At 69.8% G+C, this 13,580-nt stretch carries 15 protein-coding genes; 14 read left to right on the top strand and 1 reads right to left on the bottom strand.

The window, feature by feature from the left end; genetic code table 11:
• Positions 1-20 precede the first annotated feature (20 nt).
• The gene (locus AB0K60_RS26670) at positions 21-785 is read left to right on the top strand and encodes a demethylmenaquinone methyltransferase (RefSeq protein ID WP_364060572.1); all 765 of its coding nucleotides are present in this window, start codon (positions 21-23) and stop codon (positions 783-785) included.
• A 75-nt stretch (positions 786-860) separates the two neighbouring features.
• On the opposite strand, the gene AB0K60_RS26665 is transcribed toward AB0K60_RS26670, so the two are convergent.
• The gene (locus AB0K60_RS26665) at positions 861-1,160 is read right to left on the bottom strand and encodes a hypothetical protein (protein ID WP_364060569.1); all 300 of its coding nucleotides are present in this window, start codon (positions 1,158-1,160) and stop codon (positions 861-863) included.
• Positions 1,161-1,187: 27 nt separating this feature from the next.
• On the opposite strand from AB0K60_RS26665, the gene AB0K60_RS26660 reads away from it, so the two are divergent.
• The 13 genes from AB0K60_RS26660 (at position 1,188) to nuoK (ending at position 13,541) form a co-directional block, all read left to right on the top strand.
• The gene (locus AB0K60_RS26660; protein ID WP_364060566.1) at positions 1,188-1,631 is read left to right on the top strand and encodes a DUF397 domain-containing protein; all 444 of its coding nucleotides are present in this window, start codon (positions 1,188-1,190) and stop codon (positions 1,629-1,631) included.
• A 195-nt stretch (positions 1,632-1,826) separates the two neighbouring features.
• Positions 1,827-3,128, top strand: a complete 1,302-nt coding sequence (locus tag AB0K60_RS26655) for a geranylgeranyl reductase family protein (protein ID WP_364060563.1) — start codon at positions 1,827-1,829, stop codon at positions 3,126-3,128.
• Between the two features lie 62 nt (positions 3,129-3,190).
• Positions 3,191-3,550: an NADH-quinone oxidoreductase subunit A gene (locus AB0K60_RS26650; protein WP_364060857.1), complete on the top strand. Its 360-nt coding sequence runs from the start codon at positions 3,191-3,193 to the stop codon at positions 3,548-3,550.
• A 10-nt stretch (positions 3,551-3,560) separates the two neighbouring features.
• Positions 3,561-4,112: an NADH-quinone oxidoreductase subunit B family protein gene (locus AB0K60_RS26645; RefSeq protein ID WP_364060560.1), complete on the top strand. Its 552-nt coding sequence runs from the start codon at positions 3,561-3,563 to the stop codon at positions 4,110-4,112.
• Positions 4,109-4,846 (top strand): NADH-quinone oxidoreductase subunit C, encoded by a 738-nt coding sequence (locus AB0K60_RS26640; protein WP_364060557.1) that lies wholly within the window; start codon positions 4,109-4,111, stop codon positions 4,844-4,846. The genes AB0K60_RS26645 and AB0K60_RS26640 overlap by 4 nt, the downstream gene beginning before the upstream one ends.
• Positions 4,843-6,171, top strand: a complete 1,329-nt coding sequence (locus AB0K60_RS26635) for an NADH-quinone oxidoreductase subunit D (RefSeq protein WP_364060554.1) — start codon at positions 4,843-4,845, stop codon at positions 6,169-6,171. The genes AB0K60_RS26640 and AB0K60_RS26635 overlap by 4 nt, the downstream gene beginning before the upstream one ends.
• Positions 6,168-6,851: an NADH-quinone oxidoreductase subunit NuoE gene (gene nuoE / locus AB0K60_RS26630; RefSeq protein WP_364060551.1), complete on the top strand. Its 684-nt coding sequence runs from the start codon at positions 6,168-6,170 to the stop codon at positions 6,849-6,851. Before AB0K60_RS26635 ends, nuoE begins: the two co-directional genes overlap by 4 nt.
• The gene (gene nuoF, locus AB0K60_RS26625) at positions 6,848-8,143 is read left to right on the top strand and encodes an NADH-quinone oxidoreductase subunit NuoF (RefSeq protein ID WP_364060548.1); all 1,296 of its coding nucleotides are present in this window, start codon (positions 6,848-6,850) and stop codon (positions 8,141-8,143) included. Before nuoE ends, nuoF begins: the two co-directional genes overlap by 4 nt.
• 34 nt (positions 8,144-8,177) lie before the next feature.
• Positions 8,178-10,592, top strand: a complete 2,415-nt coding sequence (locus tag AB0K60_RS26620; RefSeq protein WP_364060545.1) for an NADH-quinone oxidoreductase subunit G — start codon at positions 8,178-8,180, stop codon at positions 10,590-10,592.
• Positions 10,589-11,947: an NADH-quinone oxidoreductase subunit NuoH gene (gene nuoH, locus AB0K60_RS26615; RefSeq protein WP_364060542.1), complete on the top strand. Its 1,359-nt coding sequence runs from the start codon at positions 10,589-10,591 to the stop codon at positions 11,945-11,947. The genes AB0K60_RS26620 and nuoH overlap by 4 nt, the downstream gene beginning before the upstream one ends.
• Positions 11,934-12,449: an NADH-quinone oxidoreductase subunit NuoI gene (gene nuoI, locus AB0K60_RS26610; protein WP_364060539.1), complete on the top strand. Its 516-nt coding sequence runs from the start codon at positions 11,934-11,936 to the stop codon at positions 12,447-12,449. Before nuoH ends, nuoI begins: the two co-directional genes overlap by 14 nt.
• Positions 12,442-13,248 (top strand): NADH-quinone oxidoreductase subunit J, encoded by an 807-nt coding sequence (locus tag AB0K60_RS26605; RefSeq protein ID WP_364060536.1) that lies wholly within the window; start codon positions 12,442-12,444, stop codon positions 13,246-13,248. Before nuoI ends, AB0K60_RS26605 begins: the two co-directional genes overlap by 8 nt.
• Complete coding sequence (nuoK, locus tag AB0K60_RS26600) at positions 13,245-13,541, top strand: NADH-quinone oxidoreductase subunit NuoK (RefSeq protein ID WP_364060533.1); 297 nt, start codon at positions 13,245-13,247, stop codon at positions 13,539-13,541. The genes AB0K60_RS26605 and nuoK overlap by 4 nt, the downstream gene beginning before the upstream one ends.
• Positions 13,542-13,580 lie beyond the last annotated feature (39 nt).

Genomic DNA, 13,580 nt, shown 5'->3' with positions numbered 1-13,580 from the left:
AGTGGCACTAGGCTTGCCGCATGACGCGTGCATCGCTGGACAAAAAGCCGCGCGAGGTCGCGGCCATGTTCGACCGGACCGCCCGGCGGTACGACCTGGTCAACGACGTGCTCTCGCTCGGGCAGGACCGGTTGTGGCGCAAGGCGACCGCGGCGGCCGTGGACGCCGGGCCCGGCGAGCTCGTGCTCGACCTCGGCGCGGGCACCGGCACCAGCACCGACCAGTTCACGACGCTCGGCGCGCGCGCGATCGCCAGCGACTTCTCGCTCGGCATGCTGCGTACGGGGGTGCGGCGCCGGGGCGACTCCGGCCTGTCGGGCGGCGGGGTGCGCGGAGTGACCTTCGTGGCCGGGGACGCGCTGCGCCTGCCGTTCGCCGACGCGGTGTTCGACGCGGTGACCATCAGCTTCGCGCTACGCAACGTGCAGGACACCGAGGCCGCCCTGCGCGAGATGCTCCGCGTCGCCAAACCGGGCGCCCGCCTGGTCATCTGCGAGTTCTCCCGGCCCACGCCGAAGTCGTTCGACGTGCTCTACTCGCAGTACCTCATGCGGCTGCTGCCCCCGGTGGCCAGGCTGCTCAGCTCCAACCCCGACTCCTACGAGTACCTCGCCGAGTCCATCCGGGCCTGGCCGGACCAGGCCACCCTCGCCGGCGTCGTCCGCGACGCGGGCTGGACCCGGGTCGCCTGGCGCAACCTGAGCCTGGGCATCGTCGCCCTGCATCGCGCGTACAAGCCTACTCACAAGCCGACGATCAAGCCGGCGTCCGAGTCCGAGGACTGACCCGAAGTCCCCCACCCGCTCCGGGTCAGCTTCGCTCGTCGGTCATCCGCCGATCGCCCGATCGGCGAACCGGGCTCAGCCGAGGTTGAACGGCCCGGAGGACGGAAGCCCTCCGATTCCGCCGGGACCGAGCCCGTGCCCGTGCCGGGGGGCGAACGTCGTCGCCGTCTTCCGCGCCCGGGTCTCCCGTACGATGAGCAATACGTCGAACCGCAGATCCCGATACTTGCGACGGCCGCGCCGCCCGCGAAGAATCTGCCAGTTCATCCTTTGGGCGATGTCGTCGTCACGCGCCCAGAACGACCGGTCGAGCTTCTCGATCGCCCTGCCGAACAACTCTCTGGGTCTCCTGCCCTTCCGCTTGCCCTCCGCCATGCCGACTTCCTTGTCGATACCGGATCGGTGGTGGTCACCGATGTGCCAGGTGCATGTGCGTTGGTCGCACCCGAATGCTCGTCCCTGCCGAGGACGGCCTCGTCGCCGTCCCAACTCCGCGAACCTCCTAGCTCTCGCGCCGCCCGCGCACGCGGGCTCTCCTTTCGAACCGTCTTCCACAATGGGGGAAAAAGCGGCACCGGACAATTCCCCGGCGAGATCTCTCACCGTGGTCGTTTCAGGGCGCACCAGGGCGACCAGGGCGACCAGGGCGACCAGGGCGCGCCAGGGCGCGACCGCCCCCGCTCGGCAAGCGGGTTCGACAGTGGCTTCGGACACGGAGACGGCGAGGGTGTGGAGTGTGCCCCGCTCGGTGGCGGTAAGGTCGGCATGCGTGACTCGAAGCGGCCGAAGGACGTGGTCCCGACCTTCGGCGCCGGTGAGTGGCGGGCCGTCGTGACCGCGATGTGAGAGGTTGCGATCAAGGGCTGGGACGCCCTGTCCGCTCTGTGCGCTCGCGGCCCGTACGGCCGGGAATCGGCCCACTCACACTGGGCAGCGAAAAGGGACTAGACTTCGGCGCGACAAGTTTGTGAAGGGGTTCACAAAGGCACGAAGGTTCCCAAAACCCCCGGGACCTGGTGCCAAGAGGACAGGACAGGTCCAGTGAGCGAGCGGACAAGCGGGCGAGAGCCCGGGCTGCGGGGAGAGTTGGACGTCGACGTCATCGTCGTCGGGGCCGGCCCCGCCGGTTCGACGACCGCTTTTTACCTCGCGCAGGCCGGGCTGCGCACCCTGGTGCTGGAGAAGTCCCGCTTCCCGCGGGAGAAGGTGTGCGGCGACGGGCTCACCCCGCGCGCCGTCAAGCAACTGCTCGCCATGGGCGTCGACATCGACGCGCCCGGCTGGATCCGCAACCGCGGCCTGCGGGTCATCGGCGGCGGCGTCCGCCTGGAGCTGGACTGGCCCGAGCTGTCCACTTTCCCGGACTTCGGCCTCGTGCGCACCCGCAAGGACTTCGATCAGATTCTGGCCGGCCATGCCGTCGCCGTCGGCGCCACCCTGCTGCAGGGGGTCAACGTCGTGGCCCCCGTGCTCGACGAGCTCAGCGGCCACATCGTCGGCGTCCGCGCGAGGTCCGACGGCGCGGACGGCGGCGACCGCGAGGAGAAGATCTACCGGGCCCGGCTGGTGGTCGCCGCCGACGGCAACTCCTCCCGGCTGTCGCTGGGCATGGGACTGCACCGGCGCGACGACCGCCCGATGGGCGTCGCCGTACGCACCTACTACACCAGTCCGCGGCACGAGGACGACTATCTGGAGTCCTGGCTGGAACTGTGGGACGGCGACCGTCTGCTCCCCGGCTACGGGTGGATTTTCGGTGTCGGAGACGGAACGAGTAACGTGGGGTTGGGCCTGCTCAACACCAGTGCGGCGTTCCAGAACATCGACTACCGGGATCTGCTGCGCCGCTGGGTGAAGAACATGCCCTCCGAGTGGGGCTACGTCGAGGAGAACATGACCGGCCCCATCCGGGGCGCGGCGCTGCCGATGGCCTTCAACCGGCAGCCGCACTACACCCGGGGGCTGGTGCTCGTCGGCGACGCCGGGGGCATGATCAATCCCTTCAACGGCGAGGGCATCGCCTACGCCATGGAGACGGGGAAGATCGCGGCGGAGACCGTGGTGCAGGCGCTGGGCCGGCCCACGGCGGCGCAGCGCGAACGCGTGCTGCGCGCGTACCCCGGCATCCTGAAGGAAAACTACGGCGGGTACTTTACGCTGGGGCGGCTGTTCGTCGAGGCGATCGGCCATCCCAGCGTGATGAAATTCGCCACTCGTCATGGCCTGCCGCACCCTCGTGTCATGAGATTCGTGCTCAAGCTGCTTGCTAATCTCACGGACCGGCGAGGTGACGCGACGGACCGGATCATCAATGCCCTGTCCAAGGTCACGCCACCGGCATGACTCCTCCCGAATCGAAGACCGATGATCGTTTTGCCTAGACTCATGAGACGGGATGCGTGCGGATGAACCTCTACGTGCCGATCCTGGTGCTCGCGGTTCTCGCCGCGGGTTTCGCCGTCTTCTCCGTGACCATCGCACCGTTCACCGGGCCGAAGCGGTGGAACCGCGCCAAGCTCGACTCCTACGAGTGCGGCATCGAGCCGACCCCGCAGCCGGTCGGCGGCGGCCGGTTCCCGCTGAAGTACATGATCACCGCGATGCTCTTCATCGTATTCGACATCGAGATCATTTTCCTCTATCCGTGGGCGGTCGCGTTCGACGCGCTCGGGGTCTTCGGACTGGTCGAGATGGTGCTGTTCATCGTCACCGTCCTGGTCGCGTACGCCTACGTCTGGCGGCGCCGCGGCCTGGACTGGGACTGAGAGGTTCAACATGGGTCTGGAAGAGAAACTCCCCAGCGGCTTCATCCTGAGCACCGTCGAGCAGGTCGCCGGCTGGGCCCGGAAGAACTCCGTGTGGCCCGCCACGTTCGGCCTGGCCTGCTGCGCGATCGAGCTGATGGCGGCCGGCGGGCCCAACCACGACCTGGCCCGGTTCGGGATGGAGCGCGCGTCGGCCTCGCCGCGCCAGGCCGACCTGATGATCGTCGCGGGGCGCGTGTCGCAGAAGATGGCGCCGGTGCTGCGGCAGATCTACGACCAGATGGCCGAGCCCAAGTGGGTCATCGCGATGGGCGTGTGCGCCTCCAGCGGCGGCATGTTCAACAACTACGCGATCGTCCAGGGCGTGGACCACGTCGTGCCGGTCGACATCTACCTGCCCGGCTGCCCGCCGCGTCCGGAGATGCTGATCGACGCGATCGTCAAGCTGCACGACAAGATCCAGAACATGAAGTTCGGCGTGCACCGCGAACGGCAGATCGAGGAGCTCGAGGCGCAGGCGCTGCACCCGCTGCCGCTGGTGGACCGGGGGGCCGCAAGATGACCGAGGAGAACCGCGCGCCGCAGAACGAGCCGGAGGCCAACCTCCCCGCCGGCAACCTGCCCGAGCAGCCGATCGCCCGGCGCGGCATGTTCGGCGTGCACGGCACCGGCGACACCTCCGGGTACGGCGGCCTGGTCGTGCGCCGCGCGCCGGCCCTGTCCAGCGCCCGCCCGTACGGGGGGCCGGACCGGTCGGCCGAGCCCGGCGAGTTCGATGAGATCGCCGACAACCTCGACCGCGCCCTCGAAGGCGCCTTCGCCGACGCGGTCGAACGGGTCGTGGTTGACCGCGGCGAACTCACCTTCCACGTCAAGCGGGAGAAGCTGCCCGACGTCATGCGCCACCTGCGCGACGACGCCGCGCTGCGTTTCGAACTGTCGCTCGGAGTCTCAGGGGTGCACTACCCTCACGAGACGGGCAGGGAACTGCGCGCGGTGTACCACCTGTGCTCGATCACCCACAATCGACGTCTCCGGGTGGAGGTGGCGTGTCCCGACGCCGACCCGCACATTCCCTCCACAGTTTCGATATACCCCACAAACGACTGGCATGAGCGGGAGACCTACGACTTTTTCGGGATCGTCTTCGACGGCCATCCCGCGCTGACCAGGATCGAGATGCCCGACGACTGGGACGGGCACCCGCAGCGCAAGGACTATCCGCTGGGCGGCATCCCGGTGGAGTACCGCGGCGCCACGATCCCCGCCCCGGACCAGAGGAGGTCGTACTCATGACCGCGCTCCACGACGACGCGGCCGAGGGCAAGGTCTACACGGTCAACGGCCAGGACTGGGACGAGCTCGTCGAGTCGATCAGCGAGGCCTCCGACCAGCACCTGGTCGTCAACATGGGCCCGCAGCACCCCTCCACCCACGGGGTGCTCCGCCTGGTGCTCACGCTCGACGGCGAGACCGTCGTCGAGGCCCGCCCGGTGATCGGCTACCTGCACACCGGCATCGAGAAGAACATGGAGTTCCGGACGTGGACCCAGGGGGTCACGTTCGTCACCCGCATGGACTACCTGTCGCCGATCTTCAACGAGACGGCGTACTGCATGGCGGTGGAGAAGCTGCTCGGCATCACCGACCGGGTGCCGGAGCGGGCCCAGGCCCTGCGGGTGCTGATGATGGAGCTCAACCGGATCTCCTCGCACATGGTCGCGCTGGCGACCTTCGGCCTTGAGCTCGGCGCCACCTCGGTGATGATCTACGGCTTCCGCGAGCGCGAGATGGTGCTCGACCTGTTCGAGTACATCACCGGCCTGCGCATGAACATGGCCTACGTACGGCCCGGCGGGGTCTCGATGGACCTGCCCGCCGGCGCGGTGGACAAGATCGGCGAGTTTCTGAAGATCATGCCGAAGCGCATGAAGGATATGCGCAAGGTCCTCGACGAGAACCCGGCCTACCTGCGCCGCACCCGCGACGTGGCCTACCTCGACCTGACCGGCTGCATGGCCCTGGGCGTCACCGGCCCGATGCTGCGCGCCGCCGGTCTGCCGTGGGACCTGCGCAAGTCGCAGCCCTACTGCGGCTACGAGACCTACGACTTCAACGTGCCCACCGAGACCGGCTGCGACGTCTACAGCCGCTACCTGGTGCGGATGGCCGAGGTCGACGAGTCGCTGAAGATCATCCAGCAGGCGCTCGACCGGCTCACCGGCCCCGAGCTCAAGGGCAAGCCGGTGATGATCGAGGACAAGAAGATCGGCTGGCCGTCCAAGCTCGCCCTCGGGCCCGACGGCATGGGCAACTCGCCCGATCACATCGCGCACATCATGGGCACCTCGATGGAGGCGCTGATCCACCACTTCAAGCTGGTGACCGAGGGCTTCCGGGTGCCGGCCGGGCAGGCGTACGCGTCGGTGGAGTCGCCGCGCGGCGAGCTGGGCGCGCACGTGGTCAGCGACGGCGGCACCCGCCCGTACCGCGTGCACTTCCGCGACCCGTCCTTCACCAACCTGCAGGCCGTACCGGCCACCACCGAGGGCGGGATGGTCGCCGACGTGATCGCGGCGATCGCCTCGATCGACCCGGTCATGGGGGGAGTAGACAGGTGAGTGAATCGAACCAGGGCTACCCGCCCGAGGTGCGCGAGCGCCTGGAACGGGACGCCAAGGAGATCATCGCGCGCTACCCGAAGCCGCGCTCGGCGCTGCTGCCGCTGCTGCACCTGGTGCAGTCGGAGGACGGGTACGTCTCCGACGCCGGCCACGCGTTCTGCGCCGAGATGCTCGGCCTCACCAAGGCCGAGGTGGTGGGCGTGTCCACCTTCTACACGATGTACAAGCGCAGGCCGGCCGGCGAGTACCACGTGGGCGTGTGCGTGAACACGCTGTGCGCGGTGATGGGCGGCGACCAGATCTGGGAGGAGCTGTCCGAGCACGTCGGCGTCGGCCACGACGAGACGACGCCCGACGGCAAGGTCTCGCTTGAGCGGCTGGAGTGCAACGCGGCCTGCGACTTCGCGCCCGTGATGATGGTCAACTGGGAGTTCTTCGACCAGCAGACCCCCGAGTCCGCCAAGCAACTCGTGGACGACCTGCGGGCCGGCAGGGATGTCGCCCCCACCCGGGGCCCGAAGCGGCTGTGCACCTTCAAGGAGGCCTCGCGGGTGCTCGCGGGCCTGCCGGACGGTCTGGCGGGCGAGGGCCCGGCGGCGGAGGGTCCGTCGCTGGAGGGCCTGAGGCTCGCCAAGGAGAAGGGGTGGACGGCGCCGCGTAAGGAGGATGCCGAATGACCACCCTCACCCCCGTCCTCACCCGCGACTGGGACGAGCCGGACGCCTTCACGCTGGAGGGGTACCGCCGCAACGGCGGCTACCAGGCCCTGCGCACCGCGCTCGGCATGGACCCCGACGCGATCATTCAGGCGGTCAAGGACTCCGGGCTGCGCGGGCGCGGCGGCGCGGGCTTCCCCACCGGCATGAAGTGGGGATTTATCCCACAAAATGATGGCAAGCCCCACTATCTCGTCGTCAACGCCGACGAGTCGGAGCCGGGCACGTGCAAGGACATCCCGCTGATGATGGCCAACCCGCACGTGCTCGTCGAGGGCGTGATCATCAGCGCCTACGCCATCCGCGCCAACCACGCCTTCATCTACGTCCGCGGCGAGGTGCTGCACGTCATCCGCCGCGTGCAGCAGGCCGTGCGCGAGGCGTACGAGGCGGGCTACCTCGGCACGAACATCCTCGGCTCCGGCTTCGACCTCGAACTGGTCGTGCACTCCGGCGCCGGGGCGTACATCTGCGGCGAGGAGACCGCGCTGCTCGACTCGCTGGAGGGCTACCGCGGCCAGCCCCGGCTCAAGCCGCCGTTCCCGGCGGTCGCCGGCCTGTACGCCAGCCCCACGGTGATCAACAACGTCGAGTCGATCTCGTCGGTGCCGAGCATCATCGCCAACGGCGCGGGCTGGTTCGCCGGCATGGGCACCGAGAAGTCCAAGGGCTTCGGCATCTTCTCGCTGTCCGGCCACGTCACCCGGCCCGGCCAGTACGAGGCGCCGCTCGGCATCACCCTGCGGGAGCTGCTCGACATGGCCGGCGGCGTCCGCGAGGGCCACCGGCTGAAGTTCTGGACCCCGGGCGGATCGTCCACGCCGATCTTCACCGACGAGCACCTGGACGTCCCGCTCGACTTCGAGTCGGTCGGCGCCGCCGGATCCATGCTCGGCACCCGGGCCCTGCAGATCTTCGACGAGACCACCTGTGTGGTCCGCGCGACGATGCGGTGGACCGAGTTCTACGCCCACGAGTCCTGCGGCAAGTGCACCCCCTGCCGGGAGGGCACCTACTGGCTCAAGCACGTGCTCAAGCGGCTGGAGAAGGGCCAGGGCACCGAGGAGGACCTGGCGACGATCACCGACATCGCCGACAACATCCTGGGCCGCTCGTTCTGCGCCCTCGGCGACGGCGCCACCAGCATCATCCACTCGTCGGTGAAGTACTTCCGCGACGAGTACCTCAAGCACTTCGAGATCGGCGGCTGCCCGTTCGATCCCGCCGCATCCACCGCATGGAGCAACCAATGATCGCCACCCGCGGCCCGGTCGCAAGGAGGTGCTCGTGACCGCGCAGACCACCTCGGCCGGACCGGTCGAACAGCCCGCGGAGATGGTGAACGTCACCATCGACGGGTTCCACATCGCCGTGCCCAAGGGCACGCTGCTGATCCGGGCCGCCGAACTGCTCGGCATCCAGATCCCCCGGTTCTGCGAGCACCCGCTGCTCGACCCGATCGGGGCCTGCCGCCAGTGCCTGGTGCAGATCGAGGGCATGCCCAAGCCGGCCGCCTCGTGCACGATCGTCTGCACCGAGGGCATGACCGTGCGCACCCAGCTCACCAGCCCGGTCGCCGAGAAGGCGCAGCGCGGCGTGATGGAGTTCCTGCTCGTCAACCACCCGCTGGACTGCCCGGTCTGCGACAAGGGCGGCGAGTGCCCGCTGCAGAACCAGGCCATGTCCAACGGGCAGGGCGAGTCGCGGTTCGAGGAGGACAAGCGCACCTTCCCCAAGCCGCTGCCGCTGTCCACGCAGGTGCTGCTCGACCGCGAGCGCTGCATCCAGTGCAGCCGCTGCCTGCGCTTCGCCGACCAGATCGCCGGAGACCCGCTCATCGAGTTCTTCGAGCGCGGGGCCAAGGAGCAGGTCAGGACCGCCGACGGCGAGCCGTTCGAGTCCTACTTCTCCGGCAACACCATCCAGATCTGCCCGGTGGGAGCGCTCACCAGCGCCGCCTACCGGTTCCGGGCGCGGCCGTTCGACCTGGTCTCCACGCCGAGCGCGTGTGAGCACTGCGCCAGCGGCTGCGCGCTGCGCACCGACCACCGGCGCGGCCGGGTCACCCGCCGCCTCGCCGGCGACGACCCGCAGGTGAACGAGGAGTGGAACTGCGACAAGGGCCGCTTCGCCTTCACCTACGCCACCCAGCCCGACCGGCTCAGCACCCCGCTCGTCCGCGACGAGGAGGGCGTGCTCGTCCCGGCGTCCTGGCCGGAGGCGCTCGCCGCCGCCGCCGCGGGCCTCGCGCGGGCGCACGGCCGGGCCGGCGTGCTCGTCGGCGGCCGGATGACCGTCGAGGACGCCTACGCCTACAGCAAGTTCGCCCGGGTCGCCCTCGGCAGCAACGACATCGACTTCCGGGCCCGGCCGCACTCGGCCGAGGAGGCCGACTTCCTCGCCCACGCCGTCGCCGGCAAGGGCATCGAGGTCTCCTACGCCGACCTGGAGAAGGCCCCCGCGGTGCTGCTCGCCGGCTTCGAGCCGGAGGAGGAGTCGCCGATCGTGTTCCTGCGGCTGCGTAAGGCGTGGCAGAAGAAGGGCCTGAAGGTCTTCTCGCTCGCGCCGTACGCGACCGACGGGCTGGCCAAGATGGGCGGCACGCTCATCCCGATCGTGCCCGGCGGCGAGGCCGAGGCGATCGGCGAGCTGATCTCCGGCGAGCTGGCCGTCGCGGCCGAGGCGCTGCGGCAGCCCGGCGCGATCATTCTCGCCGGCGAGCGGCTCGCGGGCGCCCGCGGCGCCCTGTCCGCGATCGTACGGCTCGTCGGCGCCACCGGCGCCCGCCTTGCCTGGGTGCCTCGCCGGGCCGGCGAGCGCGGCGCGGTCGAGGCCGGCGCGCTGCCCAACCTGCTGCCGATCGGCCGCCCGGTCACCGACGAGACCGCCCGCACCGAGGTGGCGCGGGCGTGGAACGTCGCCTCGCTGCCCAGCCGGCCTGGCCGCGACACCGCCGCGATCCTCGCCGGCGTGGTGAACGAGGACATCGACGCGCTGGTCATCGGCGGCGTCGATCCCTACGACCTGCCGGACCCGAACGCGGCGCTGGCGGCCCTGGAGAACACGCCGTTCATCGTCAGCCTCGAACTGCGCGCCAGCGCGGTGACCGACCGGGCCGACGTGGTGCTGCCGGTCGCCGCCGTGGCCGAGAAGGACGGCACGTTCGTCGACTGGGAGGGCCGCGGCCGCTCCTTCGACGCCGCGCTGCCGAAGCCGGGCCTCATGAGCGACCTGCGGGTGATCGCCGCCCTCGCCGACCACATGGACGTGCATCTGGGCCTGCCCGACGCCGCCGCCGCCCGCGCCGAACTCGCCGCGCTCGGCGCCTGGCGGGGCCCACGCGCCGCCGCCCCGGACGTGTCGGGCGCGGTGCCCGCCGCCCCGCAGGCGGGCGAGGCCGTCCTCGCCACCTGGCACCTGCTGCTGGACGCCGGGCGCATGCAGGACGGCGAGCCGTACCTGGCCGGGACCGCCCGCGAGACCCGCGCGCTGGTGTCGGCCGCGACCGCCGCGGAGATCGGCGTCGCCGACGGCGACAAGATCACCGTGAGCAGCGGGCTCGGCGCGGTCACCGTGCCGGTGCGCGTGGCCGACCTGCCCGACCGGGTGGTCTGGCTGCCGGCGCACTCGGCCGGATGCTCGGTCAGCCGCGACCTGCGCGCGGCGGCCGGTGACGTCGTCAAGATAGGGAGCGTGTCATGATCCCGCCGCTGCTCGCCGCCGCCGCGGCGCCCGGGCCTACTCTCGCGGACTTCGGCAAAGACCCGCTGTGGATCTCCATCATTAAAGCGGTCTTCATCTTCGTCTTCCTGATGCTCGGCGTGCTGCTGGGCGTGTGGTTCGAGCGCAAGCTCATCAGCCGCATGCAGCACCGCTACGGCCCCAACCGCGCCGGCAAGTTCGGCGTGCTCCAGTCGGTGGCCGACGGCCTGAAGATGGGCCTGAAGGAGGACATCACCCCGCGCACCGTGGACAAGGCCGTCTACATCCTGGCGCCGATCCTGGTGGCCGTCCCGGCGTTCCTGTCCTTCTCGGTGATCCCGTTCGGGCCGGTCGTGTCGATGTTCGGGGTGCGCACGCCGCTGCAGCTCACCGACCTGCCGGTCGCGGTGCTGCTGGTGCTGGCGATGGCCTCGATCGGCGTGTACGGCATCGTGCTGGCCGGCTGGGCGTCCCGCTCGCCGTACGCGATCCTCGGCGGCCTGCGCTCCAGCGCCCAGGTGGTCTCGTACGAGATCGCGATGGGCCTGTCCTTCGTGGCGGTGTTCCTGTACGCGGGCACGCTGTCCACCTCGGAGATCGTCGCCAAGCAGGCGACCGGCGGCACCGTCAACCTGTTCGGCCTGACGATCTCGACGCCGTCGTGGTTCGCGGTCCTGCTGATCCCGTCGCTGCTGATCTACGTGGTCACCATGCTCGGCGAGACCAACCGGGTGCCCTTCGACCTGCCCGAGGGCGAGGGCGAGCTGGTCGGCGGCTTCCACACCGAGTACTCCTCGTCGCTGAAGTTCGCGATGTTCATGCTCGCCGAGTACGTCAACGTCTTCACTGTCTCGGCGATCTCGATCACGCTGTTCTTCGGCGGCTGGCGCGCGCCCTGGCCGATCTCGATCTGGGACGGGGCGAACCAGGGCTGGTGGCCCATGCTCTGGTTCTTCATCAAGCTGGTGCTCGTCTTCGCCTTCTTCGTCTGGGTGCGGGCCTCGCTGCCGCGCATCCGGTACGACCAGCTCATGAACTTCGGCTGGAAGGTGCTGATCCCGCTGAACCTCGGCTGGATCCTGCTGGTCGCCACGATGCGCGCGCTGCGCGTGTCGGAGAACCACGGCGCGGTCGTCTACACCGTCGCGGCCCTGGTCGTGGTCGGCGTCATCGTGCTGGTGTGGCGCTTCACCTCGGTCGCCGACAAGGCGGCGGAGGAGAAGAAGGCCCGCGTCGAAGAGGAGTTCACCCGGCTTCGCGAGGAGCCGACGGCAGGCGGCTTCCCCGTCCCGCCCCTGGACCTGCCGCACTACCACGGGGCCGCTCGCAAGGAGGTGCCCAGTGGGAGCAACTGACTGGCTGAACCCCGTCAAGGGCTTCGGCGTCACCTTCCACCACATGTTCAAGAAGCCGGTGACGACGAACTACCCGGAGCAGAAGCGCCCCACGGCGCCGCGCTTCCACGGTCGCCACCAGCTCAACCGCTGGCCCGACGGGCTGGAGAAGTGCGTCGGCTGCGAGTTGTGCGCCTGGGCCTGCCCGGCGGACGCGATCTTCGTGGAGGGCGCGGACAACACCGAGACCGAGCGGTACTCGCCCGGCGAGCGGTACGGGCGCACCTACCAGATCAACTATCTGCGGTGTATCCTGTGCGGGCTGTGCATCGAGGCGTGCCCGACCCGGGCGCTCACCATGACCAACGAGTACGAGCTGGCGGACGCCAGCCGGGAGAGCCTCATCTACACCAAGGAGATGCTGCTCGCCCCGCTCGGACCCGGCATGGAGACGCCGCCGCACCCGATGCGTCTCGGCGACACCGAAGAGGACTACTACCGGCTGGGACGAGACAATGGGTGAGACCATCACGTTCTGGGTGCTCGCGGTCGTCTCCGTGGCCGCGGCGCTCGGCGTCGTGCTCAGCAGGAAGGCCGTCTACTCCGCGCTCATGCTCGGCACGGTGATGCTCTCCCTCGCCGTGCTGTACGCGGTGCAGGACGCGCCCTTCCTCGCCGCGGTGCAGATCATCGTGTACACCGGCGCGGTGATGATGCTGTTCCTGTTCGTGCTGATGCTCGTCGGCGTCGACTCCTCCGACTCGCTGGTGGAGACGATCCGCGGCCAGCGCTTCTGGGCGATCATCGCCGGGCTCGGCTTCGCCGCGCTGCTCGCCCTCGCGATCGGCAACGCGGTGGTCGGGGACCGGGCGCCGTCGATCGCCACCGACCCCGGCGGCAACGTCGCGACGCTCGCCAGGCTGATCTTCACGCGGTACGTGTTCGCCTTCGAGGTCACCTCCGCGCTGCTGATCACCGCCGCGCTCGCCGCGATGGTGCTCGCGCACCGCGAGCGCACGGCCCCCAAGCCGACGCAGAAGGACATCTCGCGGGCCCGGTTCCAGGCGTTCGCCGAGAAGGGCCGCAACCCGTCCACGCTGCCCGGCCCCGGCACCTACGCCCGGCACAACGCCATCGACATGCCGGCGCTGCTGCCCGACGGCACGGTCTCGGAGCTGTCGGTCAACCGGACGCTCGCCCGCCACCGCGGCATCGCCGACGGCGTCGCCGGCGCCGACGGCGCCGCGGGGGAGCCCGCTGCCGAGGAGATTCGCGAAGCCGTGCGCGCCCGGCGCGCGGTCGAGAAGGAGAGCGGCGAATGACCACTCACTACCTGGTGCTCTCCGCGCTGCTGTTCGCCATCGGGGCCGTCGGCGTGCTGCTGCGCCGCAACGCGATCGTGGTGTTCATGTGCGTGGAGCTCATGCTCAACGCCTGCAACCTGGCCTTCGTCACGTTCGCCCGGCAGCACGGCGGCCTCGACGGCCAGATCATCGCGTTCTTCGTCATGGTCGTGGCGGCGGCGGAGGTCGTGGTCGGCCTCGCGATCATCGTGACGATCTTCCGAACCCGCAGGTCCGCATCCGTCGACGACGCGAACCTGCTGAAGAACTAAGAGGTGTCCCGTGCAACCCGCTGAGATCATCTCGCATTC

Origin of the sequence: Thermopolyspora sp. NPDC052614 (assembly GCF_040678635.1) — a bacterium.
In the GTDB taxonomy this organism is placed as follows: Bacteria; Actinomycetota; Actinomycetes; order Streptosporangiales; family Streptosporangiaceae; genus Thermopolyspora.
The sequence above is the reverse complement of the archived record's forward strand: the minus strand, read 5'-3'. Positions and strand labels throughout refer to the sequence as shown.